At 69.8% G+C, this 23,715-nt stretch carries 26 protein-coding genes; 11 read left to right on the top strand and 15 right to left on the bottom strand.

Features of this window, described 5'->3' with window-relative positions:
- Window positions 1–6 precede the first annotated feature (6 nt).
- Window positions 7–735, top strand: coding sequence for an excalibur calcium-binding domain-containing protein (locus tag EFL95_RS18695; protein WP_123235628.1), 729 nt, complete (start codon window positions 7–9; stop codon window positions 733–735).
- Between the two features lie 3 nt (window positions 736–738).
- Here EFL95_RS18695 and EFL95_RS18700 read toward each other — a convergent pair whose 3' ends face one another.
- On the bottom strand, window positions 739–2,010 hold the full coding sequence (locus EFL95_RS18700; protein ID WP_246005049.1) for an MFS transporter: 1,272 nt from the start codon (window positions 2,008–2,010) through the stop codon (window positions 739–741).
- Window positions 2,011–2,039: 29 nt separating this feature from the next.
- Between EFL95_RS18700 and EFL95_RS18705 the strand changes: the two genes are divergently transcribed.
- The gene (locus EFL95_RS18705; RefSeq protein ID WP_123235629.1) at window positions 2,040–3,917 is read left to right on the top strand and encodes a penicillin-binding transpeptidase domain-containing protein; all 1,878 of its coding nucleotides are present in this window, start codon (window positions 2,040–2,042) and stop codon (window positions 3,915–3,917) included.
- A 50-nt stretch (window positions 3,918–3,967) separates the two neighbouring features.
- On the opposite strand, the gene EFL95_RS18710 is transcribed toward EFL95_RS18705, so the two are convergent.
- The gene (locus EFL95_RS18710) at window positions 3,968–4,390 is read right to left on the bottom strand and encodes a DUF6924 domain-containing protein (RefSeq protein ID WP_425463979.1); all 423 of its coding nucleotides are present in this window, start codon (window positions 4,388–4,390) and stop codon (window positions 3,968–3,970) included.
- Between the two features lie 218 nt (window positions 4,391–4,608).
- Between EFL95_RS18710 and EFL95_RS18715 the strand changes: the two genes are divergently transcribed.
- The gene (locus EFL95_RS18715; protein WP_123235631.1) at window positions 4,609–5,808 is read left to right on the top strand and encodes an HNH endonuclease signature motif containing protein; all 1,200 of its coding nucleotides are present in this window, start codon (window positions 4,609–4,611) and stop codon (window positions 5,806–5,808) included.
- On the opposite strand, the gene EFL95_RS19310 is transcribed toward EFL95_RS18715, so the two are convergent.
- From EFL95_RS19310 to EFL95_RS18730, 3 genes are all read right to left on the bottom strand, one after another.
- A complete protein-coding gene (locus tag EFL95_RS19310) occupies window positions 5,805–6,059 on the bottom strand; it encodes a hypothetical protein (protein ID WP_148045112.1) in 255 nt (84 codons plus the stop codon). The two genes, EFL95_RS18715 and EFL95_RS19310, sit on opposite strands and share 4 nt — an antisense overlap.
- A gap of 9 nt (window positions 6,060–6,068) precedes the next feature.
- Window positions 6,069–7,124 carry a Nickel transporter NicT gene (nicT, locus tag EFL95_RS18725; protein WP_123235633.1) on the bottom strand — a complete coding sequence of 352 codons (1,056 nt, stop codon included), beginning with the start codon at window positions 7,122–7,124 and terminating at the stop codon, window positions 6,069–6,071.
- A gap of 91 nt (window positions 7,125–7,215) precedes the next feature.
- The gene (locus tag EFL95_RS18730) at window positions 7,216–7,569 is read right to left on the bottom strand and encodes a hypothetical protein (RefSeq protein ID WP_148045113.1); all 354 of its coding nucleotides are present in this window, start codon (window positions 7,567–7,569) and stop codon (window positions 7,216–7,218) included.
- A 172-nt stretch (window positions 7,570–7,741) separates the two neighbouring features.
- On the opposite strand from EFL95_RS18730, the gene EFL95_RS18735 reads away from it, so the two are divergent.
- Complete coding sequence (locus EFL95_RS18735; RefSeq protein WP_123235635.1) at window positions 7,742–9,019, top strand: sensor histidine kinase; 1,278 nt, start codon at window positions 7,742–7,744, stop codon at window positions 9,017–9,019.
- Window positions 9,016–9,699: a response regulator transcription factor gene (locus EFL95_RS18740; RefSeq protein WP_123235720.1), complete on the top strand. Its 684-nt coding sequence runs from the start codon at window positions 9,016–9,018 to the stop codon at window positions 9,697–9,699. Before EFL95_RS18735 ends, EFL95_RS18740 begins: the two co-directional genes overlap by 4 nt.
- On the opposite strand, the gene EFL95_RS18745 is transcribed toward EFL95_RS18740, so the two are convergent.
- Window positions 9,680–11,212, bottom strand: coding sequence for a glycerol-3-phosphate dehydrogenase/oxidase (locus EFL95_RS18745; RefSeq protein WP_123235636.1), 1,533 nt, complete (start codon window positions 11,210–11,212; stop codon window positions 9,680–9,682). The genes EFL95_RS18740 and EFL95_RS18745 overlap by 20 nt on opposite strands.
- On the bottom strand, window positions 11,209–11,799 hold the full coding sequence (locus tag EFL95_RS18750) for a TetR/AcrR family transcriptional regulator (RefSeq protein ID WP_123235637.1): 591 nt from the start codon (window positions 11,797–11,799) through the stop codon (window positions 11,209–11,211). The genes EFL95_RS18745 and EFL95_RS18750 overlap by 4 nt, the downstream gene beginning before the upstream one ends.
- A gap of 17 nt (window positions 11,800–11,816) precedes the next feature.
- On the opposite strand from EFL95_RS18750, the gene EFL95_RS18755 reads away from it, so the two are divergent.
- Window positions 11,817–13,424: an FAD-binding oxidoreductase gene (locus EFL95_RS18755; RefSeq protein ID WP_246005050.1), complete on the top strand. Its 1,608-nt coding sequence runs from the start codon at window positions 11,817–11,819 to the stop codon at window positions 13,422–13,424.
- A gap of 3 nt (window positions 13,425–13,427) precedes the next feature.
- On the opposite strand, the gene EFL95_RS18760 is transcribed toward EFL95_RS18755, so the two are convergent.
- The 3 genes from EFL95_RS18760 to EFL95_RS18770 are packed head-to-tail and all read right to left on the bottom strand — an operon-like array spanning window position 13,428 to window position 15,442.
- Window positions 13,428–14,195 (bottom strand): FkbM family methyltransferase, encoded by a 768-nt coding sequence (locus tag EFL95_RS18760; protein WP_123235638.1) that lies wholly within the window; start codon window positions 14,193–14,195, stop codon window positions 13,428–13,430.
- Window positions 14,196–14,252: 57 nt separating this feature from the next.
- Window positions 14,253–14,915 carry a pirin family protein gene (locus tag EFL95_RS18765; RefSeq protein WP_123235639.1) on the bottom strand — a complete coding sequence of 221 codons (663 nt, stop codon included), beginning with the start codon at window positions 14,913–14,915 and terminating at the stop codon, window positions 14,253–14,255.
- Window positions 14,912–15,442 carry a 2'-5' RNA ligase family protein gene (locus EFL95_RS18770; protein ID WP_183407269.1) on the bottom strand — a complete coding sequence of 177 codons (531 nt, stop codon included), beginning with the start codon at window positions 15,440–15,442 and terminating at the stop codon, window positions 14,912–14,914. The genes EFL95_RS18765 and EFL95_RS18770 overlap by 4 nt, the downstream gene beginning before the upstream one ends.
- 39 nt (window positions 15,443–15,481) lie before the next feature.
- Between EFL95_RS18770 and EFL95_RS18775 the strand changes: the two genes are divergently transcribed.
- On the top strand, window positions 15,482–16,405 hold the full coding sequence (locus EFL95_RS18775; protein ID WP_123235641.1) for a cation diffusion facilitator family transporter: 924 nt from the start codon (window positions 15,482–15,484) through the stop codon (window positions 16,403–16,405).
- A gap of 9 nt (window positions 16,406–16,414) precedes the next feature.
- Here EFL95_RS18775 and EFL95_RS18780 read toward each other — a convergent pair whose 3' ends face one another.
- From EFL95_RS18780 to EFL95_RS18790, 3 genes are read right to left on the bottom strand one after another with little or no spacing between them, the layout of a single operon-like run.
- Complete coding sequence (locus EFL95_RS18780; RefSeq protein ID WP_123235642.1) at window positions 16,415–16,798, bottom strand: ester cyclase; 384 nt, start codon at window positions 16,796–16,798, stop codon at window positions 16,415–16,417.
- Between the two features lie 3 nt (window positions 16,799–16,801).
- Window positions 16,802–18,808 carry an NADPH-dependent 2,4-dienoyl-CoA reductase gene (locus EFL95_RS18785; RefSeq protein ID WP_123235643.1) on the bottom strand — a complete coding sequence of 669 codons (2,007 nt, stop codon included), beginning with the start codon at window positions 18,806–18,808 and terminating at the stop codon, window positions 16,802–16,804.
- Window positions 18,805–19,335: a PadR family transcriptional regulator gene (locus EFL95_RS18790; protein ID WP_123235644.1), complete on the bottom strand. Its 531-nt coding sequence runs from the start codon at window positions 19,333–19,335 to the stop codon at window positions 18,805–18,807. Before EFL95_RS18790 ends, EFL95_RS18785 begins: the two co-directional genes overlap by 4 nt.
- Before the next feature lie 126 nt (window positions 19,336–19,461).
- On the opposite strand from EFL95_RS18790, the gene EFL95_RS18795 reads away from it, so the two are divergent.
- The 3 genes from EFL95_RS18795 to EFL95_RS18805 are packed head-to-tail and all read left to right on the top strand — an operon-like array spanning window position 19,462 to window position 21,892.
- Entirely contained in the window at window positions 19,462–20,316 is an 855-nt protein-coding gene (locus EFL95_RS18795; RefSeq protein ID WP_123235645.1) for an ABC transporter substrate-binding protein, read from the top strand.
- The gene (locus EFL95_RS18800) at window positions 20,313–21,167 is read left to right on the top strand and encodes an amino acid ABC transporter permease (protein ID WP_123235646.1); all 855 of its coding nucleotides are present in this window, start codon (window positions 20,313–20,315) and stop codon (window positions 21,165–21,167) included. Before EFL95_RS18795 ends, EFL95_RS18800 begins: the two co-directional genes overlap by 4 nt.
- On the top strand, window positions 21,164–21,892 hold the full coding sequence (locus tag EFL95_RS18805; protein WP_123235647.1) for an amino acid ABC transporter ATP-binding protein: 729 nt from the start codon (window positions 21,164–21,166) through the stop codon (window positions 21,890–21,892). Before EFL95_RS18800 ends, EFL95_RS18805 begins: the two co-directional genes overlap by 4 nt.
- On the opposite strand, the gene EFL95_RS18810 is transcribed toward EFL95_RS18805, so the two are convergent.
- On the bottom strand, window positions 21,889–22,407 hold the full coding sequence (locus EFL95_RS18810) for a GNAT family N-acetyltransferase (RefSeq protein ID WP_281272240.1): 519 nt from the start codon (window positions 22,405–22,407) through the stop codon (window positions 21,889–21,891). The two genes, EFL95_RS18805 and EFL95_RS18810, sit on opposite strands and share 4 nt — an antisense overlap.
- Before the next feature lie 45 nt (window positions 22,408–22,452).
- On the opposite strand from EFL95_RS18810, the gene EFL95_RS18815 reads away from it, so the two are divergent.
- Window positions 22,453–22,956, top strand: a complete 504-nt coding sequence (locus EFL95_RS18815) for an OsmC family protein (RefSeq protein WP_123235649.1) — start codon at window positions 22,453–22,455, stop codon at window positions 22,954–22,956.
- A gap of 2 nt (window positions 22,957–22,958) precedes the next feature.
- Here EFL95_RS18815 and EFL95_RS18820 read toward each other — a convergent pair whose 3' ends face one another.
- Window positions 22,959–23,711, bottom strand: coding sequence for a DUF4190 domain-containing protein (locus EFL95_RS18820; protein ID WP_123235650.1), 753 nt, complete (start codon window positions 23,709–23,711; stop codon window positions 22,959–22,961).
- Window positions 23,712–23,715: the final 4 nt, after the last annotated feature.

Consider the following 23,715-nt stretch of genomic DNA (forward strand, 5'->3'; position numbering starts at 1 on the left):
GCCCCGATGACGGGCTACGACCGCGTCGAGTTCGGCCAGGCCTGGTTGGACGCGGACCGCAACGGGTGCGACACCCGCAACGACATCCTCGGACGCGACCTGCTGCACCCGACGTTCAAGCCCGGAACCCGTGACTGCGTCGCCCTGACCGGAACACTGCCGGATCCGTACACCCACACCGAGGTGCCGTTCGCGCGCGGCGCGGGCGACCAGGTCGACATCGACCACGTGGTCGCCCTCGGCAACGCCTGGGTCACCGGGGCCTTCCGCCGGTCGATCAAGGTGCGGGCCGCGCTGGCCAACGACCCGCTGAACCTGCTCGCCGTCGACGCCCACAACAACCGGTCGAAGGGGGACGGCGACGCGGCGACCTGGCTGCCGCCGTACAAGGCCTTCCGGTGTGCCTACGTGGCTCGGCAGATCGCGGTGAAGAAGAAGTACCGGCTCTGGGTCACCCGCCCCGAGCACGACGCGATGGTCCGGGTGCTCAGCCGCTGTCCCGGCGAGCTGCTGCCGCGTGACGTCAGCCACCTGCCTACCGCCGTCGACCAGAACATCACCGACCCGACCGCGCGCCCGAGCTCCGGTGCGCGGTCACTGGTCGGTACCGGTAGCAGCGTCTACTACAAGAACTGCGACGCGGTCCGGGCCGCCGGCAAGGCACCGATCCGGCGCGGCGACCCGGGCTATGCCCGGCACCTCGACCGGGACGGCGACGGCATCGGCTGCGAGTAGCTCCTACTCCGACGGCGCGAGCCGGTAGCGGATGAACCCCGGTACGGCGATCGCGGCGACGATCACCAGCACGACGACCAGCACCCCGCCGCCGGCTGCCGCAGGCGAGGGTCCGACGAGGGCCGCGGCTCCACCGTGCGCGACGTCCGCGATACGGGGACCACCGGCAACCACCACGATGAAGACGCCCTGCAACCGTCCACGCACCGCGTCGGAGGCCGAGGCCTGCAGCATGCTCATCCGGAAGGCGGCCGAGGCCATGTCGGCGGACCCGCCGATCACCAGCATCAGGACGGCGATGCCGAGCATCAGCGACCGCGAGGTGTTGTCGGCCAGCCCGACCGCGAGCCCGAAGCCGGTGATCGCCAGGCCCCAGACGACGATCGAGGCGACGACCGCGAGCCCCTGGCGCTGCACCCGGGAGACCCAGCCGGAGAAGACCCCGCCGAGGACGGAGCCCGCCGGGATCGCCGCGAACAGCAGCGCGAAGGCCAGGCCACCGTCCGAGGGCCCGTGGAAGTTCAGGTGCGCGATCTGCGGGAACAGGGCGCGTGGCATCCCGAAGATCATCGCGATCAGGTCGACGACGAAGGACATCAGCAGCACCGGGTGCCCGCGCAGGTAGCCGAGGCCGTCGATCACCGCACGCAAGCCGGGCGTCCCCGCGGCCCCCTCGACGGGAAGCTTCGGCAGCCGCACCACCGCGCTCAGCGTTGCGAACAACGTGATCGTGTCGATGAGGTACAGCAGCGAGAAGCCGGTCACCGGGATCAGCGCGCCACCGACCATCGGGCCGGCGATGGCACCGGCCATCATCACCGTCATGTTGAGCGAGTTCGCGGCCGGCAGGTCCTTGGGCTCGAGCAGCTTGGGCAGGACTGCGCTGCGGGTCGGTTGGTTGACGGCGAAGAACGCCTGTTGCACCGAGAAGATCGAGAGCAGGAGCCAGACGTTGCCGAGCCCGAGTGCGGCCTGCGCCCAGAACGCCGCACTGGTGAGGATGAGTCCGGTCGTGGTCCCGATCAGGATGGTGCGTCGGTCCATCACGTCGGCCAGCGCGCCGCCCCACAAGCCGAAGACGATCAGGGGCACCAGGCCGAACAGGCCGGTCAGACCGACGTACGCCGAGGAGTGGGTCTCGGCGTAGATCTGGGCCGGGACCGCGACGACCGTGAGCTGGGCACCGATGACCGTGATGATGTTCGCGGTCCAGAGACGACGGAAGTGCTCGTTCCGCAGCGGCGCGGTGTCCGCGAGCATTCCCCTCAGTTGCACCACGCGAGGCTAACTGGTCGGATCGACGCATGACCTCTCGGCGTCTGTTGCTCCCTCTCCTCCTCGTGCTCGGGCTGAGTGCCTGCGGTCCCTTCGGTGGAAACGGGGACCACGACGCGATCGAGGCGGCCGCCAAGAAGTTGGCGGCGTCGATGGTGGACCACCAGGTCGTCGCTGCCGAGGTGAGCGATCCCGCGGCCGTCGCAGCCGCGAGCCAGCTCCTGGAGCCGCTGACCGACATCGCGTCCATCCAGGTCGGAGACGTGAAGCAAGCCGGCAACACCGGCACCGCCGTGCTGACCTGGAAGGTCACGGTCGACGGCCACGACTGGGCGCACGCCACCAAGCTGTCGCTGGTCAAGCGCGCCTCGGGCTGGAAGGCCGTGTGGAAGCCGACCGTGGTCGAGTCCTCGCTCAAGGCGGACGAGACCCTGGCGGTCACCGGCCTCAAGGCCGACCGCGGCAACATCGTTGGCGCGGGCGACAAGCCGATCGTCGAGCCGCGGCGCGTGGTCCGGTTCGGGATCGACAAGGCGAACACGCCGACGGGCTCGGTCGCCAGCTCTGCGCGGCGCCTGGCCGCCCTCGTCGGCATCGAGGCTGCGCCGTACCAGAAGCTCGTGGCCAAGGCCGGCCCGAAGGCGTTCGTGCAGGCGATCGTGCTGCGGCGCAGCGACGTCTCCAGCGGCCTCCTCGCCAAGGTGGCCGCGATCCGGGGCGCGCTCGCGGTGTCGGATCACCAGCCGCTGGCCCCGGCCAAGGACTTCGCCGCGGAGCTGCTCGGGACCGTCGGCCCGGTCACCGCCGAGATCGTGAAGAAGAGCAACGGGCGCCTGCGCGCCGGCGACGACGCGGGTCTGTCCGGGCTTCAGCTCCGGTACGACGCACAGCTCGGCGGCACCTCCGGGGTCCGGGTGAGCGCAGTGCCGAAGGATCCGAACCGGTTGCGCCGGACCTTGTTCGAGGTGGAGGCGAAGAACGGCACTGACCTCAAGCTCACGATGGACGTCGCGATGCAGACCGAGGCGCAGAAGCTGCTCCGCCGCTACGGTCCGGCCAGTGCCCTGGTCGCCATCCGGCCTTCGACCGGCGCGATCCTGGCGGCCGCCAGCGGTCCGGGTTCGAAGGGGTACAACACCGCGACCTTCGGCCAGTACGCGCCGGGATCGACGTTCAAGATCGTCAGCTCGCTGGCACTGCTGCGGGCCGGGCTCAAGCCGACCACGACCGTGCCGTGCCCGGCCTCGGTCGACGTGTTCGGCAAGAAGTTCAAGAACTACTCCGACTACCCGAGCAACCGGCTCGGTCGGATCACCCTGAAGCAGGCCGTCGCGAACTCGTGCAACACCGCCTTCATCTCGGAGCGGTCCAAGGTGACCGGTACGGCGTTGGCCGACGCGGCCGCGGCCCTGGGTTTCGGGGTCGACCACGACACCGGCTTCCCCGCGTACTTCGGCCAGGTGCCGCCGCCGTCGGGGAAGACCGAGGCCGCCGCCGACCTGATCGGCCAGGGCAAGGTGCTCGCCTCGCCGATGGCGATGGCGACCGTTGTCGCGAGCGTGGTGAAGGGCTCCACGGTGCTGCCGTTCCTGATCCCATCGGTGAAGCCGGAAGCGACCAAGCCCGCCAAGCCGCTGACCTCGGCCGAGGCGGCGAGCCTGCGTTCGCTGATGCGCGCGGTCGTCACCGAGGGCTCGGGCATCCGGTTGCGTTCTCTGGGCAACAACCCGCCGGTCTACGCCAAGACGGGCACGGCCGAGTTCGGGACGAAGGCGCCGTTGCAGACCCACACCTGGATGGTCGGCGCTCGCGGCGACCTCGCGGTCGCGGTGTTCGTCGACGTCGGCCAGTCCGGGTCGCAGACCGCCGGGCCGGTGCTAGAGGCGTTCCTGCGCGCCGTGGGCTAGTTCGGCAGTGAATCGCTCATCGCGGCAGGACCGTGCACTGGCCGGGACCGTCAGAACCCCCGGAAGATTCCGTCCGGGTCGGCGTGGTCCGCAAAGGTTGCGAAGTCCATGTTCGCGATCGTGAGGTTCGCGACGATGGGCTCCACCTCTGTTGGAATCGACCGGAAGGTACGACCGACCGGCTCGTCGAGTTCGTTCAGGTTCAGGAACAAGACAGTCTGGTCGCGCATGGTCTGTGAATCGGCTACCGCGATCAGACTGACGTAGCTCGCACGCGGGAGCGATAGCAGGTCCTCTGGGCCGAGGTTCGCCAGAGCGGAAGACTCGACTGGTTGCACGAGCGCCCCGATGCGGTCGTAATCGTCTTCCTCATAGACAGCGGTCGCGGCTGAGAGCGCGGCCCCCCAGGCTTCGTTATCTGAGTAATCGGTACGTACGAGCAGCACACCGAGATCCGGTGCCTCCGGCAGCATCACGTGGGGAGCCTAGGCACGTCGGACAGGTTCTGTCATCGGCAGAACCGCGCACCGGCCCGCGAGATCGAGTGCCCCGGCCCTTGGTTCCGCCTCCTGGGGAGGCGGGTTCAACACCGTGGTGTTGAACCGCCACGGCCACCCGGCAATGTCGGTGCTCGGTGGGACGCTGGAGCTACCTGGGGGACACGAGGCAACTACTCGTGAGGGAGCACCAGATGGACGAATTCAACACCGCGGTACTGAATGATCACGACCTGCTTCTCGGCGGGGTGGTCGACCTCGTTGCCGAGAACCAAGCGAGTGCGCGGCGATGGGCACGCATGGTGGAGCTGCATCGTCGGCACCCGGACACCGACGGCAACTTCTCGTTGAGCGCCGCGAGCTGGGTCGCCGCGGACACCAGTGAGGCGTGGGCGATGGGTGATCAGTTCGCGCGGTCCCAGCTGAACACGGCGTTGTTCTTGTCCCGACACCTCCCCGAGGTGTGGGACCTGTGCCTTCAGGGTTCGTTGGACCGTTTCCGGGCCACGACGATCGCCGACGTCATCCGCAAGCGACTTGACGACCCGGCGGACTGGATGCGGGTTGCGGCGAAGATCGTGCCGTTCCTTCGCAAGCACGTGCGGCGCTTCGCCGAGTTCAACATCGAAGTGGTGAACTGCACGATCACCCAGCTGCGGAACAAGCTGAACTACGAGACCCGCGTCCTCGCGCCCGCGGACGAGGAGTTCGTTCGCAGGTTCGCCGACCGGAGTGTTGCGGTCTGGGAGGACGAGGACGGGACGGCGTCGCTGTCGATCAGCACCTCGGTAGACGAAGCGCGTCTGGCCAAGCACCGGCTCTGGCTCTCGGCCAAGGCCAAGCGCGATGCTGGCGATCCGCGCACGGTCTCGCAACTGATGTCCGACCTCGCCCTGGACCTGATCATCGGACGGGCCGAAGGTCTTCCGGTACCGAACTTCGCGCGACCGATCGTCAACGTGACGGTGTCGCTCGAGACACTGGCTGGGCTCAACGACGATCCGGCCACCCTGTCGGGCGGGACGGTCATTCCCGCTGACCTGGCCCGAGCGATCGCGACGAAGGAAGGCGCGACCTGGTACCGGCTGCTGACGGACGCGCAGGGCGAGCCGGTGAGCCTGTCGACCACGTCGTACACGCCGACGCCGCCGATCTGGAGGTACGTCGTGGCCACGCGGACGACCTGCTCACACGAAGGTTGCGACCGACCGGCGGTCGAGTGCGAGCTCGACCACGACAAGCCTTACCCCCTGGGGGAGACCAGTACTGAGAACCTGAACCCGCTCTGCCGGAGGCATCACCGCCTCAAGCACGCGCGGGCCGAGCGCCCGGACCTGCACTGGGAGTACGACCCGGTGGGAGCGTTCCTCCACACCCTGCGGACGGCCGCCTAGGGCACGCAGGGCGGGGAGGGACAGCGCCGCGGCGCCGGGCGAGCGGTCAGCACAGTGCCGGGAAGCGGACCTCCCGTGCTCGTGGCCGAGGGGACTTCCGTCGGTGCGGGGGTGGGAGTCGGAGTCGCCGCGACCGTGGGGGCGGCGGAGTGGTCCTCGGACGAGAGCCGGGACAGCACCGAGGTGCCGTTCAGTGCCAGCGCGACGGCGAGCGCGATCCCGACCGCTGCCAGCAGGACGACCTTGCGCACGCCCCGAGGCTAGCGGGAGAGGTGGGCCGACCAGCGCTCTTCGATGCGGCCGAACCGCCAGACTGCCACCGAGACGGCCCAGGCCAGCACGAACATCGCGACGATGCCGTACCCGACCTGCTCCAGGTCGACCGCGGCGAGCCAGGCCAGGGGTCCGCCGGTGACGTCGAGCTTCTCGGCCAGCATCCCGCCGAGGGTCACCACGCCGATGATCATCGCTACGGCAACGGAGAGCCCGGTGATCACGATGTTGTAGTAGATCTTGCGGACCGGTCGCTCGAAGGCCCAGGCGTAGGCGACGTTCATGAACGCGCCGTCGATGGTGTCGAGCAGCGACATCCCGGCTGCGAACAGCACGGGCAGGGTGATCACCGCCCACCACGGCAGGCTCGCCGCGACCGCACCTCCGGCGATGACCAGCAGCCCGATCTCGGTGACGGTGTCGAAGCCGAGGCCGAACAGGAATCCGACCGGGTACATGTGCCACGGCTTGCGGACGGCCTTGTTCACGGTGCCCAGCACGCGGTTGAGGAAGCCACGGCTGTTCAGGTGGTGCTCCAGCTCGGCCTCGTCGTACTGGCCGTGCCGCAGGTTGCGGAAGACCCGCAGGATGCCGGCCAGCGCCATCAGGTTCAGGATGCCGATCGCGACCAGGAACAGGCCGCTGATCGAGGGGCCCCAGACGCCGGCGACCTGGTGCAGCGTGGAGCCCTCGTTGTCGACGCCGTCGGCGAGCGCCCGGACGCCGAGGGCGATGCCCATCACCATCACGAAGACGACCGAGCTGTGGCCGAGGCTGAACCAGAAACCGACGCTCATCGGGCGGTCACCGTCGGAGATGAGCTTGCGGGTCGTGTTGTCGATCGCAGCGATGTGGTCGGCGTCGAAGGCGTGCCGCATGCCGAGCATGTACGCCGTCAGGCCGAGCCCGACACCGAGGACCTTGCCGCCGACCTCGAAGTGCTGCGGAGCCACGACGCCGATCAGCAGTCCCCAGCCGACCAGGTGCAGGAAGGCGACGAACGCCAGGCACCGCCACAGGGCCGCCTTCTGGGAGTTCGTCACCCTGTGACCCTAGGACGGTCCGACGGCTAGTTGCAAATGATTCGCAACAGGTGGGAGTTGGCCGTTCGGACCGTCCCGGGGTGAGGACCGGTCAGGCGGAGACGGGAGTGTCCTCCACCGGCCGGGCGACGGAGAGGGAGCCCCGTCGCTGGTTCGGGATGCGCGCGCCGGCGGCCTCGTGGTTGCGCAGCAACCGGATGACGCCCGCGTTGCGCTCGAACAGGCGGAGCCGCTGCTCCTCCATCACGGTCTCGCTCATGTGCGTGTCCAGCTGGGCGTCGTGGGTCAGCTTCAGGCGGTAGCGGAGCGCTGCGGCCAGGGTGTCGCGGTCGCCGAAGATCTCGGCGTACTCGGTGTTCCAGGGCAGCTCGGCGCAGCCTGCGCTGGCCAGCGCCTCGATCTCCTGCAGTGCCTGCCAGCGGCGGTGGGTCTCGGTCCAGCTCATGGGGATCACCCCTTGCTCGTCGTGGGGAAAGATTCGGTAGCAACGAAACTACGGAGCCGCGCGCGTCCGGACATCGCTCCGCGGGACCCATTCGGCCTACGACCCAGGTAGGAGGCGTGGTGACACCGTGGATGGATGCCGCGAGCGGCTCGCGCTGCCTACTCTTGGATCCGTGCGCGCTGACATCGACCCCGGAACCCGAGTCCTCTCGGCGTTCCTGGCTCCCGCAGAAGCGCTCAAGGCCCGCATCGAGGAGACCATCGCCGAGCACGGGCTCAGCTACCCGTGGTGGATCCCGATCCTCTCCGGGGTCGGTCAGCTGGGCGCGGTGATCGCCGCTCTGAGCCTGCGGGACGCCCTGCTGCCGCCGAACCTGCTCGCCGTCGCGGTGCTGTTCCTGGTCGTGGTCCCCGCGGCGATGATGATCGTCGGGAAGAAGCACCTGCCGCACTGGGCCGAGACCCTCGCAGCGCTGGTCGCGGCGTGGCTCCTGCTGGCCAATCACGTCACGGGCGACCGCACGTTCGACGTGGCGCCGGCTCTGCTCGCCGTGGTGACGGCCGAGGTGGTCGCCCGGGACGGGGTCCGCAACGGGCTGATCGTTGCCTGCGTGTCCGAGGCGATGCTGGTCGCCACCGAGATCGGACCGGGGCTGGCCGGTCTCCCGGTGCACATCGTCGACATCTGGCTCGGCTTCGTCATCGGGTACACGCTGCGCTGGCAGATGCGAGCGTTGGAGGCCGAGCGGGCCGCACGCGAGGGCGAGTACGCGCGCGCCACTCTGGCCGAGCGCGAGCGGATCGCGCGCGAGATCCACGACCTGGTCGCCCACTCGCTGAGCGTGACCCTGCTGCAGATCACCGGTGCCCGCCACGCGCTGCGCGACCTGGACGCCAACGTGCCCGGCGACATCGCCGATGTCGACGACGCCCTGGCTGATGCCGAACGGGTGGGCCGCCAGGCGATGGCCGACATCCGGCAGACGGTGAGCACGCTCGCCGACGGTCCCGAGCCGACCGAGGCGCTGCCGGGTGGCGCGGACATCGGATCGCTGGTCGCGCAGATGAAGGGCGCCGGTCTCTCGGTGCAGTACGCCGAGGCCGGTGACCCGCACCGGCTCGCACAGGCGACCGGGCTCGGGCTCTACCGGATCGCCCAGGAGTCGCTGGCCAACATCGCCAAGCACGCGCCGACCAGCACGGCCCGGGTGCAGTTCGAGGTGACGAACCAGCAGGCCCACCTGGTGGTCCGCAACGCCCTGCCGGTCGGTGTCGTGACCGACGGCCGCGGCTCGGGTCTGGCGGGGATGAGCGCGCGCGCCGAGCAGCTCGGCGCGACGCTGGCCGCGGAAGCCGTCGACGGCGACTGGCTGGTCGACGTACGGGTTCCGCTGCGGGAGCGCAACGGCCTGCTGTCCTGCCCGCTGAAGGTGAGGAAGCTGGCGTGGTGAGCGACGACGAACGCGCGGAGACGCGCGTGGTGCTGGTCGACGACCAGGAGCTGGTGCGCTCGGGTCTGCGCCGGATCCTGCGGCGGCGCGACGGCTTCGAGATCGTCGCCGAGTGCGGCGACGGGTCCGAGCTGCCCGCAGCGCTGGACGCGGCCGGCGAGGTCGACGTGGTGCTGATGGACCTGCGGATGCGCGAGGTCGACGGGATCACCGCGACCAGCCGACTGGCGGCCCGCGAGGACGCCCCGCCGGTCCTGGTGCTGACCACCTTCGACGACGACGAGCGCCTGTCCGGTGCTCTGCGTGCCGGTGCCGCCGGCTTCCTGCTCAAGGACTCCTCGGCCGACGACCTGATCCGCGCGGTCCGTGCCGTGGCGGCCGGGGACTCGTGGCTCGACCCGGCGGTGACCGGTCGGGTGCTCAGCAGCTACCGGCAGAGCGCGGCCGTTCCGGTGGCGTCAGGCGATCAGCACGAGGTGCTCACTGCTCGCGAGCTCGAGGTGCTCTGCGCGATGGCGGCCGGGCAGTCGAACGCGGAGATCGCCTCGACCCTGTTCATCTCCGAGCTCACCGTGAAGAGCCACATCGGGCGGATCTTCACCAAGCTCGAGCTGCGCGACCGGCCCGCAGCGATCGTCTACGCCTACGACCACGGGCTGGTCAGCCCCGGCTCGTCCTGACGATCTCGAACGCACGCTCGGCCAGGGGTACCGCCGCTGCGCGGTCGGCGGGCACCAGCCCGATCCGGGTACGCCGGTCCAGCAGGTCGTCGACGTCGGCCGCACCCTCGTGGGTGATCCCGAAGACGAGCTCGGCCAGCGTCGCCGGAACGCTCGGGCTGACCGGCGTCATCGCTTCGGCCTCGGTGAGGCCGCGGGCGACTGCGTTGGCCAGGACGGCCGGCGCTTCGGTTCCGAACCGACGGACCAGCCGTGGCGGTGCGTCGATGCCGGCCAGCGTCGTCGCGTCGGCGGCGCCGAGGAGCGGGTAGGCCTTGGTGGCGCACGGCTTCGCGGTGATGCCGGCGTGCTCGAGGGCGGCGTCGACCGCGTCCTGGGCCATCCGCCGGTAGGTGGTCAGCTTGCCGCCCACGATCGTCACGACGCCGGTCTTCGAGATCAGGACCGCGTGCTTGCGGGAGAGATCGGCGGTCGAGCCCTCGCTCTTGAGCAGCGGGCGCAGGCCGGCGTAGGAGCCGACGACATCAGCGCGGGTGACCGGCCGCTCGAGGACGCGGGAGATCACGTCGAGCAGGAAGGTGACGTCCTCCTCGGGCACCGCGGGGACGTCGGGGATCTCGCCGTCGACCTCCTCGTCGGTGAGGCCGACGTAGAAGGTGCCGTCCGGCTGGGGGAGTGCGAAGACGAACCGGTTGGAGGCGTTCGGGACCGGCGCCATGATCGCGCAGCGCACACCGGGGAGGGTCTCGGCCCGCAGCACCAGGTGGGTGCCACGGCTCGGCTTGAGGGTGATGCCCTCGACCAGCTGGCCGGACCAGACGCCGGCGGCACTGATCACGACCTTCGCGGTGATGCGGCGTTCCTCGCCGGTGAGCTCGTCACGCAGGAGCGCACCGGTGCCGGTGACCTCGAGGACCCGGGTGCGGGTGTGCACCTTCGCCCCGGCCGCGGCTGCGGTGCGGGCGATGCCGGTGACCAGTCGCGCGTCGTCCTCGAGCTGGCCGTCCCAGGACAGCACTCCGCCGCGGACGTCGTGGCGGGTGACCGGGGCCAGGGCCTTGGTCTCGGTGGCGTTGATGCGGCGCGGCTTGGGCAACGTGGTCCGCTTGGTGCGCGCGACCCGGCGGAGCAGGTCACCGGCACCGACGCCACGACGGGCGAGGAACGCGTCGAACGCGGAGAGGTCCGAGGTCAGCGGGATCACCATCGGCAGCGCGTGCACCAGGTGCGGCGCGGTCGATTCCATCAGGATGCCGCGCTCGACGGCGCTCTCGTGGGCGATGCCGACCTGACCGCTGGCCAGGTAACGCAGGCCGCCGTGCACCAGCTTGGAGCTGAACCGGGAGGTGCCCCACGCAAGGTCCCACGCATCGACGGCGACGACGTCGAGGCCGCGGGTGGCCGCGTCGAGCGCGACGCCGGCGCCGGTGACGCCGAGGCCGATCACCAGGACGTCGGTGGTCTCCGGGATGCCGGCGGAGCCGGCGACGATCCGTCCGTCATCGGTCCTCACGGCGCCAGGTACCTCTCGACGAGCTGGGTCAGCTCGTGGTCGAAGGCGGCGTCGTCCGAGGACTCGCTGGTCATGGTCTGCACCGAGAGGGTGAAGCCGTGGGAGGCGAGCAGGAGCGAGCGCGCGAGCAGTGCCGGGTCGCCCTCGCGGATCTCGCCGGCCTCCTGGCCGGCCCTGATCTCGGAGACCAGCAGCTCGAGCACGAGCTCCTGGGAGCGGCCGGCGCGACGCAGCAGGTAGGGCAGCAGCATCTCGGGGTCGAGCTCGACGATGCGGTTGAACAGCTCGTTACCGCGCAGCGCCCGCACCGTACCGACGATGCCGGCGACGAGGCGCTCGCGGTGGTTGGCGCTCCGCGGGCCCAGGTCGACCAGGCTCGCCCACTCGCGGGTCATCAGGTCACCCAGGAGCGCGTTCATCTCGGGCCAGCGGCGGTAGAGCGTCATCCGCGACAGACCGGCGCGACGCGCGATCTCGGTGAGCGTGGTCCGGCTCCAACCAACGTTCAGGATGGACTCGCGCGCAGCGTCCAACGCCAGGTCCTCAGAAGTCTTCTGAGCCTCGGGGTTGTTACGAAGTGACGTCATGTGTCACACTGTAACACATGACGAGGACGAACCCGAGCCCGATCTCCGACAAGACCTCTGCCGAGATGCACTGGTCCCGCTGGGGCGACCCGGCCCACGCCGGCCCGCTCGCCGAGAGCGCGCACACGCTGGTGGACACGTTCATCGGGACCTCGGACACCCCGGCTGTCGACCCGGCGGACGTCCGGCTGTCCGCTCCGCTCGCTCCCGAGCTCCTGGCGGAGCTCGAGGCGATTGTGGGTTCCGGCCATGTCCTCACGGACCACGAGTCGCGGCTGCTGCGCACCCGCGGCAAGTCGACCCCCGACCTGCTCCGGCTGCGCGCCGGTGACGGCTCGGACTCGCCGGACGCCGTGGTCCGCCCGAGCACCCACGACGAGGTCGTGGCGCTCATCGACTGGGCCGTCCGTCGCCACGTCGCCGTCGTTCCCTTCGGTGGCGGTACGTCGGTCGTCGGGGGCCTCGCCGCGAAGCGCGACGGCTATGCCGGCGTGATCTCCCTGGACCTCCAGCGCTTCGACAAGCTGGTCGAGGTCGACCGCACGTCGATGACAGCGGTCCTCGAGCCCGGCCTGCGCGGCCCGGCCGCTGAGGCGCTGCTGGCCGCGGAGGGTCTGACGCTGGGCCACTTCCCGCAGTCCTTCCAGTACGCCTCGATCGGTGGCTTCGCGGTCACCCGGTCCTCCGGGCAGTCCTCGGCCGGCTACGGCCGCTTCGACTCCCTGGTGGTCGGCCTCAAGGTCGCCACCCCGCAGGGCACCCTCGAGCTGGGCAACTCCCCCGCGAACGCGGCCGGCCCCGACCTGCGCGAGGTCATCATGGGCTCCGAGGGCGCGTTCGGTGTCGTCACCGCGGTCCGGGTGCGGGTCCGTCCGCTGCCCGAGGTCCGCACCTACGAGGCCTGGCGCTGGGGCTCGTTCACCGAGGGCGCTGCCGCGATGCGCACCCTCGCCCAGGCCGGCGTCATGCCGACCGTGCTGCGGCTCTCGGACGAGAACGAGACCGCGATCAACCTGGCCAAGCCCAGCGAGGTCGGGGGCGAGAGCGCCGGTGGCTGCCTGATGATCACCGGCTACGAGGGCACGCCCGCCGCCGTCGAGGCCAAGCGGCTTGCCGTCACCGCGATCCTCGGGGGACTCGGCGGGGAGAACCAAGGTGCGGACTCGGGCCAGGCGTGGTCGGACGGTCGCTTCCACGGTCCGTACCTCCGCGACTCGCTCCTCGACGTCGGCGTTCTGGTCGAGACGATGGAGACCGTCACCTTCTGGTCCAACCTCGACCACGTCTACACCTCGGTGAAGGACGCCCTGGTCGGAGCGCTCGGCGAGGCGACGCTGGTGCTCTGCCACATCTCGCACGTCTACGAGACCGGCGCCTCGCTCTACTTCACGGTGGCGACCAAGGCTTCCGACGAGCCGCTCCCGCAGTGGCTCGCCGCGAAGGCCGCCGCGTCGGACGCGATGGTGCACAACGGCGCCTCGATCACCCACCACCACGCGGTCGGTCAGGACCACAAGCCGTGGCTGGCCGAGGAGATCGGTCCGGTCGGGGTGCAGATCCTGCGCGCGGTCAAGGCCGAGCTCGACCCGACCGGTGTGCTGAACCCCGGCGTGCTGATCCCGTAGGGATCAGGCGCTGGCGGGCATCAGCTCGTTGCGGACGAAGAACCCGTCGCACTGGAGCATCCGGCCGGTGCGCGGGTCGCTGAAGCCACCCTCGAGCGCGAAGATGCCGAAACCGGCGTCGCGCATCCGCTGGACCAGGTCGTCGAAGAGCGGCGCCCCGTCGTACAGGGGCACCATCGAGAGCTCGAGCTGGACGGCGGCGAACTCGGTGAGCCGGTCACCGGCTCCGTCGAGGACGGCGCCCTCGTAGCCCTGGGTGTCGATCTTCAGCAGTGCGGAGGCAGGGTCGACCTTCTGGCCGGCGAGGATCTCGGCGACCGTGGTCATCGCGACCTTCTCCGAGCGGACGTACTCCGAACCCGGCGCCGCGGAGCTGTGCGCGTTCGTCATCGGCAGGATCGAGGACGAGTAGGAGTTGCCGGAGACGTTGATCTCGATCTCGCCGGGCTCGGTGCCGACGGCGGTGTTCAGGGCGGTCCAGGAGGAGTCGCCCGAGGCACGCTTGGCCAGGTGCGGGTAGGCGTCGCTCAGCGGCTCGCAGGAGATGATCCGGCCGGTGAAGCCGCTGGCCCGCAGCGCTGCGCCGTACTGACCGATGTTGGCGCCGATGTCGAGCGCGGTGCCGAGCCGCAGGGTCTTCATCGCGGTCGCGACCTGCACTGGGAACGGGTTGCGGACCAGGTCGAGGTTGCGCTTGTGCAGCGCCGAGCGGAAGGCGACCTTCGCGTGCTCTGCCAGCCGGCGGGAGCCGCCTGCGGTCGGGGTGTTCACTGCTGTTCTCCTAGGTCGCTGAGTGCTGCGGCGAACGATACCGGCGAAGCCGCGGGCTCATACCCCGAAGGCCCATACCGCGACCGGTCCTGGCTCGAGGACCTCCAGCGTCCGCGGGTCGGTCCCGTTCAGCAGGGCACTGTCGCCGGCTGCCAGGTCTGCGCCGGCGAGACGGAAACGGCCGTCGACGACGAACAGGTGCAGCGCCGGTGCGTCGGGGAGCTCGGCGGATCGCGTCGGGGTTCCGAGGAGCAGCCGGGCTCTGGCCGTGCCCAGGTCTCCGGGTGAGACCACCTCGCTCAGGTCGGCATCCGGCGCTCCGCGGTCCAGCCCGTACGACGGCACGCGACCGGCCTCGTCGGGACGGAGCCACGTCTGCAGGAAGCGGGTCTCGACGCCGGGCTCGGTGATCTCCGCATGCACGATGCCGGTCCCGGTGCTGATCCGCTGGACGTCACCGGGCAGCAGCACTCCGCTTCGTCCGCCCGAGTCGGTGTGCCGCAGAGCCCCGGTGAGCACCCAGGTGACGATCTCGAGCTCGCTGTGCGGGTGCTCGGGGTAGCCGGTGCCGGGCGGGAGGGTCTCGTCGTTGTGCGCGACCATGGCAGCGAACCCGAGGCGGCTCGGGTCGTAGTGCGCACCGAAGGAGAACAGGTGCCGGGTGCTGCGGCCCTCGGCCTCGGTGAGGAAGCGGTTGCCGGCCCGGACGATCGAGCTCACGCCGCCGAGTTCCCGAACGGCAGCGTGCCGAGGACCCGGGTGCCGTCCTCGTCGGTGACGAAGACGGCCGCTGCCGAGGCGTGCACGGCCAGCGGCAGTCCCGGCGTGAGGGCTGTGGTGAGGGCTGCCATGTTCTCGCCTTCGGCCAGCGGCACCGTCAGGTGGGGGACGATCTCGTCGAACGCGCCCCCGTACGGCGGGAACTCCGGGAACAGCTTGTGGAGCTCCTGAGTCAGCCGTCGGAAGGTCCCGGCCGGCTCGGGTGAGAGGTAGGTGACGCCGCCGGGGAACTCGCAGACGTCGGTCAGCTCGAAGCCGAACGGGGTCACGTCGTCGAAGAACGCCCCGAGCGCCTCCCAGGTCGCGTCGTCGAGCTCCTCCTCGGGCAGGAACGGCGCGAGCAGCGTGATGTGCGCCGGGACGGTGCCGAAGCCGGGCAGGCGCCGTGGTCCCCCGGAGGCGGATTGCACGAACCGGTCGGCCTCGGCGACCGGGATCACGATCCCGGTGATCGGCAGCTCCTCCACGCGCCAACGGTAGTCCCGTTCGTCACTAAGGTTGACCGCATGGGCGCAGGGCATTCGCACGACCACGGCCACGCCGCCGGTCGCGCTGAGGACCGGCGTCGCCTGCTGCTCGTCCTCGGCCTCACCTCGACGGTGGTGGTCGTCGAGGCCCTCGGCGCGTGGTGGAGCGGGTCGCTGGCACTGCTTGCCGACGCCGGCCACATGCTCACCGACGCCGCCGGGATCGTGATCGCGCTCTCGGCCTCGCTGATCGCGACGCGGCCCCCCAGCCCGAAGCGGACCTTCGGGTACCACCGCGTGGAGATCCTCGCGGCGCTGCTGAACGCCGTCGTCCTGATCGGCCTCTGCGGCTACCTCGCGTACGCCGGCATCAGCCGGCTCATCGATCCCGCTGACGTCGAGGCCGGCAAGATGCTCGTCTTCGCGGTCGTCGGTCTGGCAGCGAACCTGGTGTCGGTGGCAGTGCTGACCGGGCGCAGGGACAGCTCGCTGAACATGAAGGGCGCCTACCTCGAGGTGCTCAGCGACGCATTCGGCTCGCTCGCCGCGATCGTCGCCGGTGTCCTGGTGCTGACCACCGACTTCCTGCGCGCCGACTCGATCGCGTCGTTGCTGATCGCGGTGCTGGTGCTGCCGCGCGCATGGGCGTTGCTCGCCGAGGTGCTCGGGGTGCTGCTCGAGGCGACACCTGCCGGCCTCGATGTCGAGGAGATCCGGCACCACCTCGGTCATGCCGAAGGCGTGGTCGACGTGCATGACCTGCACGCCTGGACCATCACCAGCGGGATGCCGGCGCTCTCCGCACACGTGACGGTCACCGACGAGGCGTTGCGGACCCGGGGCGTCGGTCAGATCCTCGACGACCTGACGCACTGCGTCGCCGAGGACTTCGGGATCGACCACGCGACCTTCCAGGTCGAACCCGAGTCGCACCGCGACCACGAGCTCGAGCAGCACCCGTAGATCGGGCCCTCAGCTCGTCTGGTCGATCGCTCCCACGTCGGCGATCTCCCACGCCTCGCGGACCTTGCCGTCCTCGAGGTGGCAGATGACGGCCTGGTCCATCCGGAACGGGACCCCGTTGGCGGCGACACCGCCGAACTCCTGATGGAGCGTCCCGCTGACGACGACGCGCGCCATCTCGACGTCCCCGTCGCGCACGACCTCCTGGACCTCGTGGCGCAGGTCGGGCATGGCGGCGACCGCCTCGCGCCAGACCTGCTTCTCGGCCTCGAGGCTGGAGGTCGACAAGCCGCGTGGTGCGTGCACGACGACGTCGTCGTGCAGCAGGGCGTCGAACGCGTCGACGTCGCCGGCATCCCCGGCGCGCAGCCAGCGGACGATGAGGGACTCCATGGCCTAGGAACCCGTCCGTGCGGCCAGCCGGACGCCTTGCTCGATGGCGCGCTTCGCGTCGAGCTCGGCCGCAACGTCCGCGCCACCGATGATCGTCACCGGACGGCCGGCCGCGACCAGCTCGTCGTACAGACCGCGCACCGACTCCTGGCCAGCGCAGATGACCACGTGGTCGACGTCGAGGACCTGCGGGACACCGTCGACGGTCACGTGCAGACCGTCGTCGTCGATCAGGTCGTAGGTGGCACCGCTGATCTGCTTGACGCCGGACTGCTTGAGCACCGAGCGGTGCGCCCAACCTGAGGTCTTGCCGAGGTCCTTGCCGATCATCGAGGTCTTGCGCTGGATCAGCGTCACCGCGCGGGCCGCTGTCCGAGGCTCGGGGTAGGTCAGGCCGCCGCGGAAGGAATCCGGGTCACCGACGCCCCAGTGCTCCAGCCACTCCTCGAGCGACTCCTCCTCGTGCGTCAGGAACACCGAGACGTCCACGCCGATGCCGCCGGCTCCGATGACCGCGACCTTCTTGCCGGGGATCACAGATCCGGACAGCACGTCCGAGTACAGGACGGCCTTGGGGTGGTCGATGCCCGGGATCGCCGGGACGCGCGGCTCGACGCCGGTGGCGATCACGACCTCGTCGAAGCCGGCCAGCGTGGCGACCTCGGCGGTCGTCCCGGTTTTCACGGAGACTCCGAGCACCTCGAGGCGACGGGTGAAGTAGCGCAGCGTCTCGGAGAAGTCCTCCTTGCCGGGTACCTGCATCGCGAGCCGGAACTGGCCGCCGAGGTCGGCGTTCTTCTCGAACAGCGTCACCTTGTTGCCGGTCTCGGCCAGCGACACCGCCGCCGAGAGTCCCGCCGGTCCGGCGCCGACGACCGCGACCTCGCGCGGACGGCGTACCGGGGTCAGCACGATCTCGGTCTCGTGGCAGGCGCGCGGGTTCACCAGGCACGAGGCCTTCTTGTTGGCGAACACGTGGTCCAGGCAGGCCTGGTTGCAGGCGATGCAGGTGTTGATCTCGTCGGTGCGCTGCTGCGCGACCTTGTTCATGAACTCGGGGTCGGCCAGCAGCGGGCGGGCCATCGAGATCAGGTCGGCCTCGCCGTCGGCCAGGATCTGCTCGGCCAGCTCGGGGGTGTTGATCCGGTTGGAGGCGCAGACCGGGATCGCGACCTCCTTCTTGAGCCGGGCGGTCGCCCAGGTCCAGGCGCCACGCGGCACCTGGGTGATGATCGTGGGCACCCGGGCCTCGTGCCAGCCGATGCCGGTGTTCAGCACGGTGGCGCCGGCGTCCTCGATGAGGAAGGCGAGCTCGAGGACCTCGTCCCAGGTCTGGCCGCCCTCGACCAGGTCGAGCAGCGAGATCCGGTAGATGATCGGGAAGCCGTCGCCGACGGCCTCCCGGGTCCGGCGGACGATCTCGACCGGGAACTTCATCCGGCGGGCCGCTGTGCCGCCCCACTCGTCGGTGCGCTCGTTGGTGCGCTCGGCCAGGAACTGGTTGATGAGGTAACCCTCGGAGCCCATGATCTCGACGGCGTCGTACCCGGCCTTCTTGGCCAGGGCCGCGGAGCGGGCGAAGTCGCTGGCGGTCTGGTCGACGCCCTTGGTCGAGAGTGCGGTCGGCTTGAACGGGTTGATCGGCGCCTTCTTGGCGGACGCGGAGACCGACCACGGGACGTAGGAGTAGCGCCCCGCGTGCAGGATCTGCATCGCGATCGCACCGCCGGCTTCGTGCACCGCGTCGGTGACCTGGCGGTGCCGCTGCGCCTGGAGCCGGTTGGTCATCTCGCTGGCCAGGGGCTTCAGCCAGCCACGCTTGTTGGGCGCGTAGCCGCCGGTGATGATCAGCCCGACCCCGCCGGCCGAACGCTCGGCGAAGTACGCCGACAGCTTCGGCATGTCCCAGAAGAAGTCCTCCAGGCCGGTGTGCATCGAACCCATCACCGCGCGGTTACGCAGGGTCAGGTCGCCGATGGTCAGCGGGCTGAGCAAGTGGTCGTAGGTCATGCGTGTGCCTCCAGGTACTCGGTGATCCAGGCGATCCAGAAGGTCTCCTGGAGGATGCCGCCGCGCAGGACCAGGTAGGTGTCGAGCTCCTGGCCCTCGAGGCGGGTGGGTTCGGGGTAGTCGCGGGCGGCCATGCCCTCGTAGTGGGCGAGCCGGGTGCGGTGGTCGTCGACGAGCTCGCGCAGATTGGCCTCGAGAGCCGTGCGGTCGCCGTACGAGGCGGCTCGCATCTTCACCGCGATCTCGCTGCGGAAGCCGGCGCGGGGAGTGGTGGTCGCGATCCAGTCGGCCAGGGCCTTGGTACCGACGTCGGTGACCGTGTAGACGCGCTTGTCGGGGGCCGCGGTCTGGGCCTGGACCTCCGCGGTCACCCAGCCGTCGTCCTCCATCCGGCGCAGCACCTTGTAGATCTGCTGGTGGGTGGCGCTCCAGAAGAAGCCGATCGAGCGGTCGAAGCGGCGCGCGAGCTCGAGCCCGGCAGCAGGACGTTCGCTGAGGGCGACCAGGAGCGCGTGTTCGAGGGCCACAGCGTCACTCTGCACCCTGAGCAGCACCCTATGCAACTAGTTGCAGAGGTGGCCTGCCTCACGCGGGATAGTCCAGTTGTCCGGTCGACATTGGTCCTGGAGGGTCGCCGGTCCTACGATGCCGCCATGCGTCTGCGCCCTGTAGCCCTTGCCGTCCTCCCGCTCGTCCTCGCCTTCACCGCTGGTTGTGGTGAGAAGAAGGACGACACCACCGGTTCCGCCGCGCCCTCGAAGTGCGCGGTCGCGGACCTGCCGCTGCACACCGCCGGCAAGCTGACAATCGGCACCGACTCCCCGGCGTACGACCCTTGGTTCTCCGACAACGACCCGACGAACGGCAAGGGCTACGAGTCCGCTGTGGCCTACGCGGTTGCCGATGAGCTCGGGTTCGCCAAGAGCGACGTCAGCTGGGTGAAGGTGCCGTTCAACAACTCCTACGCGCCGGGCGCCAAGAAGTTCGACTTCGACATCAACCAGATCTCGATCACTCCGGCCCGAGCGAAGGTCGTCGACTTCTCCGACGGCTACTACTCCGCGGCCCAGGCCGTGATCGTGCTCGACAAGGAGAACGTGAAGGCCGGTTCGTTGGCCGACCTGAAGAAGCTGAAGCTCGGCGCCCAGACCGGCACCACCAGCCTCACCGCGATCCGGGACCAGATCAAGCCGGACGCCGACCCGCTGGTGTTCACGAACACGAACGTCGCCAAGCAGGCGCTGCTCAACGGCCAGGTCGACGCGATCGTGGCGGACCTGCCCACCGCCTTCTACATCACGGCTGCTGAGATCGAGGGCTCCTCGATCCTCGGGCAGTTCCAGCCGGAGGCCGGTCAGCAGGAGCAGTTCGGAATGCTCTTCCAGAAGGGCAGCGGACTGGTCGGCTGCGTCAACCAGGCGCTAAAGAAGCTGAAGGATGACGGCACCCTGGCCGGCATCGAGAAGCAGTGGCTCTCCGACACGGTCAACGTCCCCGTTCTTCAGTGACCGCGAGCACCTCGGACTGGACGCCGAGCCCGCGCGAGCTCCAGCGACAGGCGCTCCGGCGGGCGCTGGCCCGCCGGCGACGCCTGCTCGCCCTGGTCATCACGGTCGTTGCGCTCGCGGTGCTCGTGCTCGTCACGATCACCTCGCCCGGCTGGGACCGGTTCCAGCAGACCTTTCTCTCCTGGCACCACGCGAAGGCTGCCTTCCCTGATGTCGCGAAGGGCTTCTGGACGAACATCAAGATGTTCGTGATCGCGGAGCCGATCATCCTGGCGATCGGGGTGCTGGTCGCGGTCACGCGGAACTCGGTCACCCCGTGGCTCACGCCGGCGCGCCTGCTCGCCGTTGCCTACACCGACGTCTTCCGCGGGCTGCCGACGCTGCTCGTCGTGTTCGTCGCCTGCCTCGGTATCCCGGCGCTCAACCTGACCGGCGTGCCCACGTCGCTGACGGTCCTCGGCACCGTGGCGCTCGTCCTCTGCTACGGCGCGTACGTCGCCGAGGTGATCCGATCCGGTATCGACTCGATCCACCCCTCGCAGATCGCCAGTGCTGAGGCGCTCGCCCTGAGCCGCGGGCAGACGACCCGGTACGTGGTGCTCCCGCAGGCGATCCGCCGGGTCGGTCCGCCGCTGCTCAACGACTTCGTGTCGTTGCAGAAGGACACCTCGTTGGTCGCCTCGGTCGGTGTGGCCGAGACGCTGCTCGCAGCCTCGGACTACGGCAACTACAACTTCAACTACACACCGCTGCTCGTCAGCGGCCTGTTCTTCCTGGCGCTGACGATCCCGCTGGCACGGTTGACCGACTGGCTCGGCCACCGCGCCCTGGTCCGGGAGCGTGGCCGATGAGCCTCCTGGAGATCCGCGGCCTGCGCAAGGCGTACGGGGACAAGGTCGTGCTCTCCGGGATCGACCTCGACGTCGCGCAGCACGACGTGGTCTGCCTCATCGGGTCCTCGGGTTCCGGGAAGTCCACGCTGCTGCGGTGTCTCAACCTGCTCGAGCAGATCCAGGACGGCACCATCGTGCTGGACGGCACCGAGATCTCCGATCCGTTGGTCGACGTACGCGCCGTGCGCCGTCGGATCGGGATGGTCTTCCAGGCCTACAACCTGTTCCCGCACCTGAGCGTGCTCCAGAACTGCTCGCTCGCGCCGGTGAAGGTCTCCGGGATCTCCAAGGCGGAGGCCGCCGAGCTCGCCCGCACGCTGCTGGCCCGGTTCGGCCTCGGTGACAAGGAGAACGCCTACCCCGACCAGCTCTCCGGTGGTCAGCAGCAGCGGGTCGCGCTGGTCCGGGCGCTGTGCACCCAGCCCGACGTGCTGCTCCTCGACGAGATCACCGCGGCGCTCGACCCTGAGCTCGTCGGCGAGGTGCTCGACATCGTCCGCAGCGAGGCCGAGGCCGGGATGACGATGCTGCTCGCCACGCACGAGATGGGTTTCGCCCGCGAGGTGGCGACGAAGGTCTGCTTCCTCGACCAGGGCCGGATCCTCGAGCAGGGCCCACCGGAGCAGGTGCTGGTCGACCCGACCCAGGAGCGCACCCGTGAGTTCTTGCGCCGGGTGCTCTAGTAGGACTGATTGATCCGCTGGAACAGCAGGTGGTCCTGCCACTGCCCGGCGATCTGCAGGTACCGCGGCGCCATCCCGAACTGCTCGAAGCCGTTGTTGGCGAGCACCTTCTGCGAGCGCAGGTTGTCGACGAGCGTGCCTGCCTCGACGCGGTGCAGGCCGAACTCACCGAAGGCGTACTCCACGATCAACCGGCACGCCTCCGACGCGATGCCGCGACCCCCGCGGGCACCGTCGACCCAGTAACCGATCGACGCCGACTGGAACGGTCCGCGGACGATGTTGTTCAGGGTGGTGCGCCCCGCGATGGAGCCGTCGTCGTCGATCACGAACGGCATCGTCAGACCGGCGTTCCGGGCGTCCACCAGCCCGGCGGTGACGGCCCGCACGGCAGGCTCGGTGAAGTACTCCGGCGGCCGAACCGGTTCCCAGGGCTCCAGGAACTCGCGGTTCGCCTGCATCAGGTCGGTCAGCTCGGGGACATCGGACATCTCGAGGGGTCGAAGGCTGATCACCGGTCCATCCCAGCACGGCAGGTCCGCCGGGAGTAGCGTCGCGCCATGGATGCTGCCGAGCTGCGCGCCCTGCAGGCGCCGCTGAAGGAGCGCTACCGGGACGACCCGGCCAGCGCGCTGACCCCGCTGAACGCCTCGGGTCGGATCGGCTCCCCCGGGGTCACGTTCGACGTCGAGCAGTTCGCGGGCACGAGTCGTGCCGGCCTGCACCGGGCAACCGGCGGCGACGGCTCCGACGCCTGCTCCGGTGACATGCTGCTCGAGGCGCTGCTCGCCTGCGCCGGCGTGACGCTGCACTCGGTCGCCACGTCGATGGGTCTCGAGCTCCGCTCGGTGAGTGGTGCGGTGACCGGGGCGTTCGACGCCCGCGGAACGCTCGGCCTGGACCGGTCCGTCCCGGTCGGGGTCCAGGACGTGGTGGTGTCGTTCACCGTGGACAGCGACGCCGACGACACCGCGCTGGAACGGCTCGCGACCGCGACCGAGCGCTACTGCGTGGTCGGGCAGTCGCTGGCGCAGCCGCCGCGGATCGTGGTCGCCCGCGCCTGACGTCAGTCCGTGATCGAGCCGGTGCTCCGGCCGACGCTGATGGCGATGCAGGAGTAGTGGTGGTCACCCCTGCTCCAGGCGTCCTTCTCGGGGTAGATCCAGATGACCCCGACGTCGCGGTTGGCGTAGTGCTTCGGAGCCACCTGCTGGAGCTTGTCCTTGCACGGAGTCTCGCCGCTGCGCTGCAGGCTCTCAGGGCCCGGGTACGAGGCCTCGTTGATGGGCGCCTCGGCGTAGACCTCGCCCTGGTGGAGCTTGCTGCACGGGACGCCGTCCAGCGTGAAGATGGTGTCGCCCATCTTCACGTTGTCGAGTCCGTTGAAGCAGTCGCCGACCTTGAGGTCGAAGACCGAGACCTTGCCGCTCTTGGTGATGGTGCCGGTCGAGTCGCGGTCGGCGTTGTCCAGGCTGCTCACGACGGCGATGGTGACGCCGGCGACCAGCCAGATCACGTTCAGCACGATGCCGGCGATCGCGAGCCCCTTGCCCTTCTGGCCGGACTTGCCGGTCTGCACGAGCGCGACGATGCCGAAGATCAGGCCGAGGAAGCAGATCGGGATGATGCCGAAGATCAGTGCGGCGATCGCGAACCCGTTTGTCCCCGACTTCGGCGCCTGCGGCTGCTCGTAGGGCGAGCCGTACTGCGGCCAGGGTGCACCCGGTGCGGGCTGCACGGGCCACTGCTGCTCGTACGACGGCGGCGGGGTCTGGTCACCGGGAGGCGGCGGCGTCGGGTCCTCGGGAGGCTGGGTCACCCCG

It is taken from the genome of Nocardioides marmorisolisilvae, assembly GCF_003725775.1.
In the GTDB taxonomy this organism is placed as follows: Bacteria; Actinomycetota; Actinomycetes; order Propionibacteriales; family Nocardioidaceae; genus Marmoricola; species Marmoricola marmorisolisilvae.

Coding starts and splice junctions, on each gene's coding strand:
- EFL95_RS18695 (WP_123235628.1), top strand. CDS start 7: ATGACGGGCTACGACCGCGTCGAGTTCGGCCAGGCCTGGTTGGACGCG.
- EFL95_RS18705 (WP_123235629.1), top strand. CDS start 2,040: ATGACCTCTCGGCGTCTGTTGCTCCCTCTCCTCCTCGTGCTCGGGCTG.
- EFL95_RS18710 (WP_425463979.1), bottom strand. CDS start 4,390: ATGCTGCCGGAGGCACCGGATCTCGGTGTGCTGCTCGTACGTACCGAT.
- EFL95_RS18715 (WP_123235631.1), top strand. CDS start 4,609: ATGGACGAATTCAACACCGCGGTACTGAATGATCACGACCTGCTTCTC.
- EFL95_RS18730 (WP_148045113.1), bottom strand. CDS start 7,569: ATGAGCTGGACCGAGACCCACCGCCGCTGGCAGGCACTGCAGGAGATC.
- EFL95_RS18750 (WP_123235637.1), bottom strand. CDS start 11,799: ATGACGTCACTTCGTAACAACCCCGAGGCTCAGAAGACTTCTGAGGAC.
- EFL95_RS18755 (WP_246005050.1), top strand. CDS start 11,817: ATGACGAGGACGAACCCGAGCCCGATCTCCGACAAGACCTCTGCCGAG.
- EFL95_RS18775 (WP_123235641.1), top strand. CDS start 15,482: ATGGGCGCAGGGCATTCGCACGACCACGGCCACGCCGCCGGTCGCGCT.
- EFL95_RS18780 (WP_123235642.1), bottom strand. CDS start 16,798: ATGGAGTCCCTCATCGTCCGCTGGCTGCGCGCCGGGGATGCCGGCGAC.
- EFL95_RS18785 (WP_123235643.1), bottom strand. CDS start 18,808: ATGACCTACGACCACTTGCTCAGCCCGCTGACCATCGGCGACCTGACC.
- EFL95_RS18795 (WP_123235645.1), top strand. CDS start 19,462: ATGCGTCTGCGCCCTGTAGCCCTTGCCGTCCTCCCGCTCGTCCTCGCC.
- EFL95_RS18805 (WP_123235647.1), top strand. CDS start 21,164: ATGAGCCTCCTGGAGATCCGCGGCCTGCGCAAGGCGTACGGGGACAAG.
- EFL95_RS18815 (WP_123235649.1), top strand. CDS start 22,453: ATGGATGCTGCCGAGCTGCGCGCCCTGCAGGCGCCGCTGAAGGAGCGC.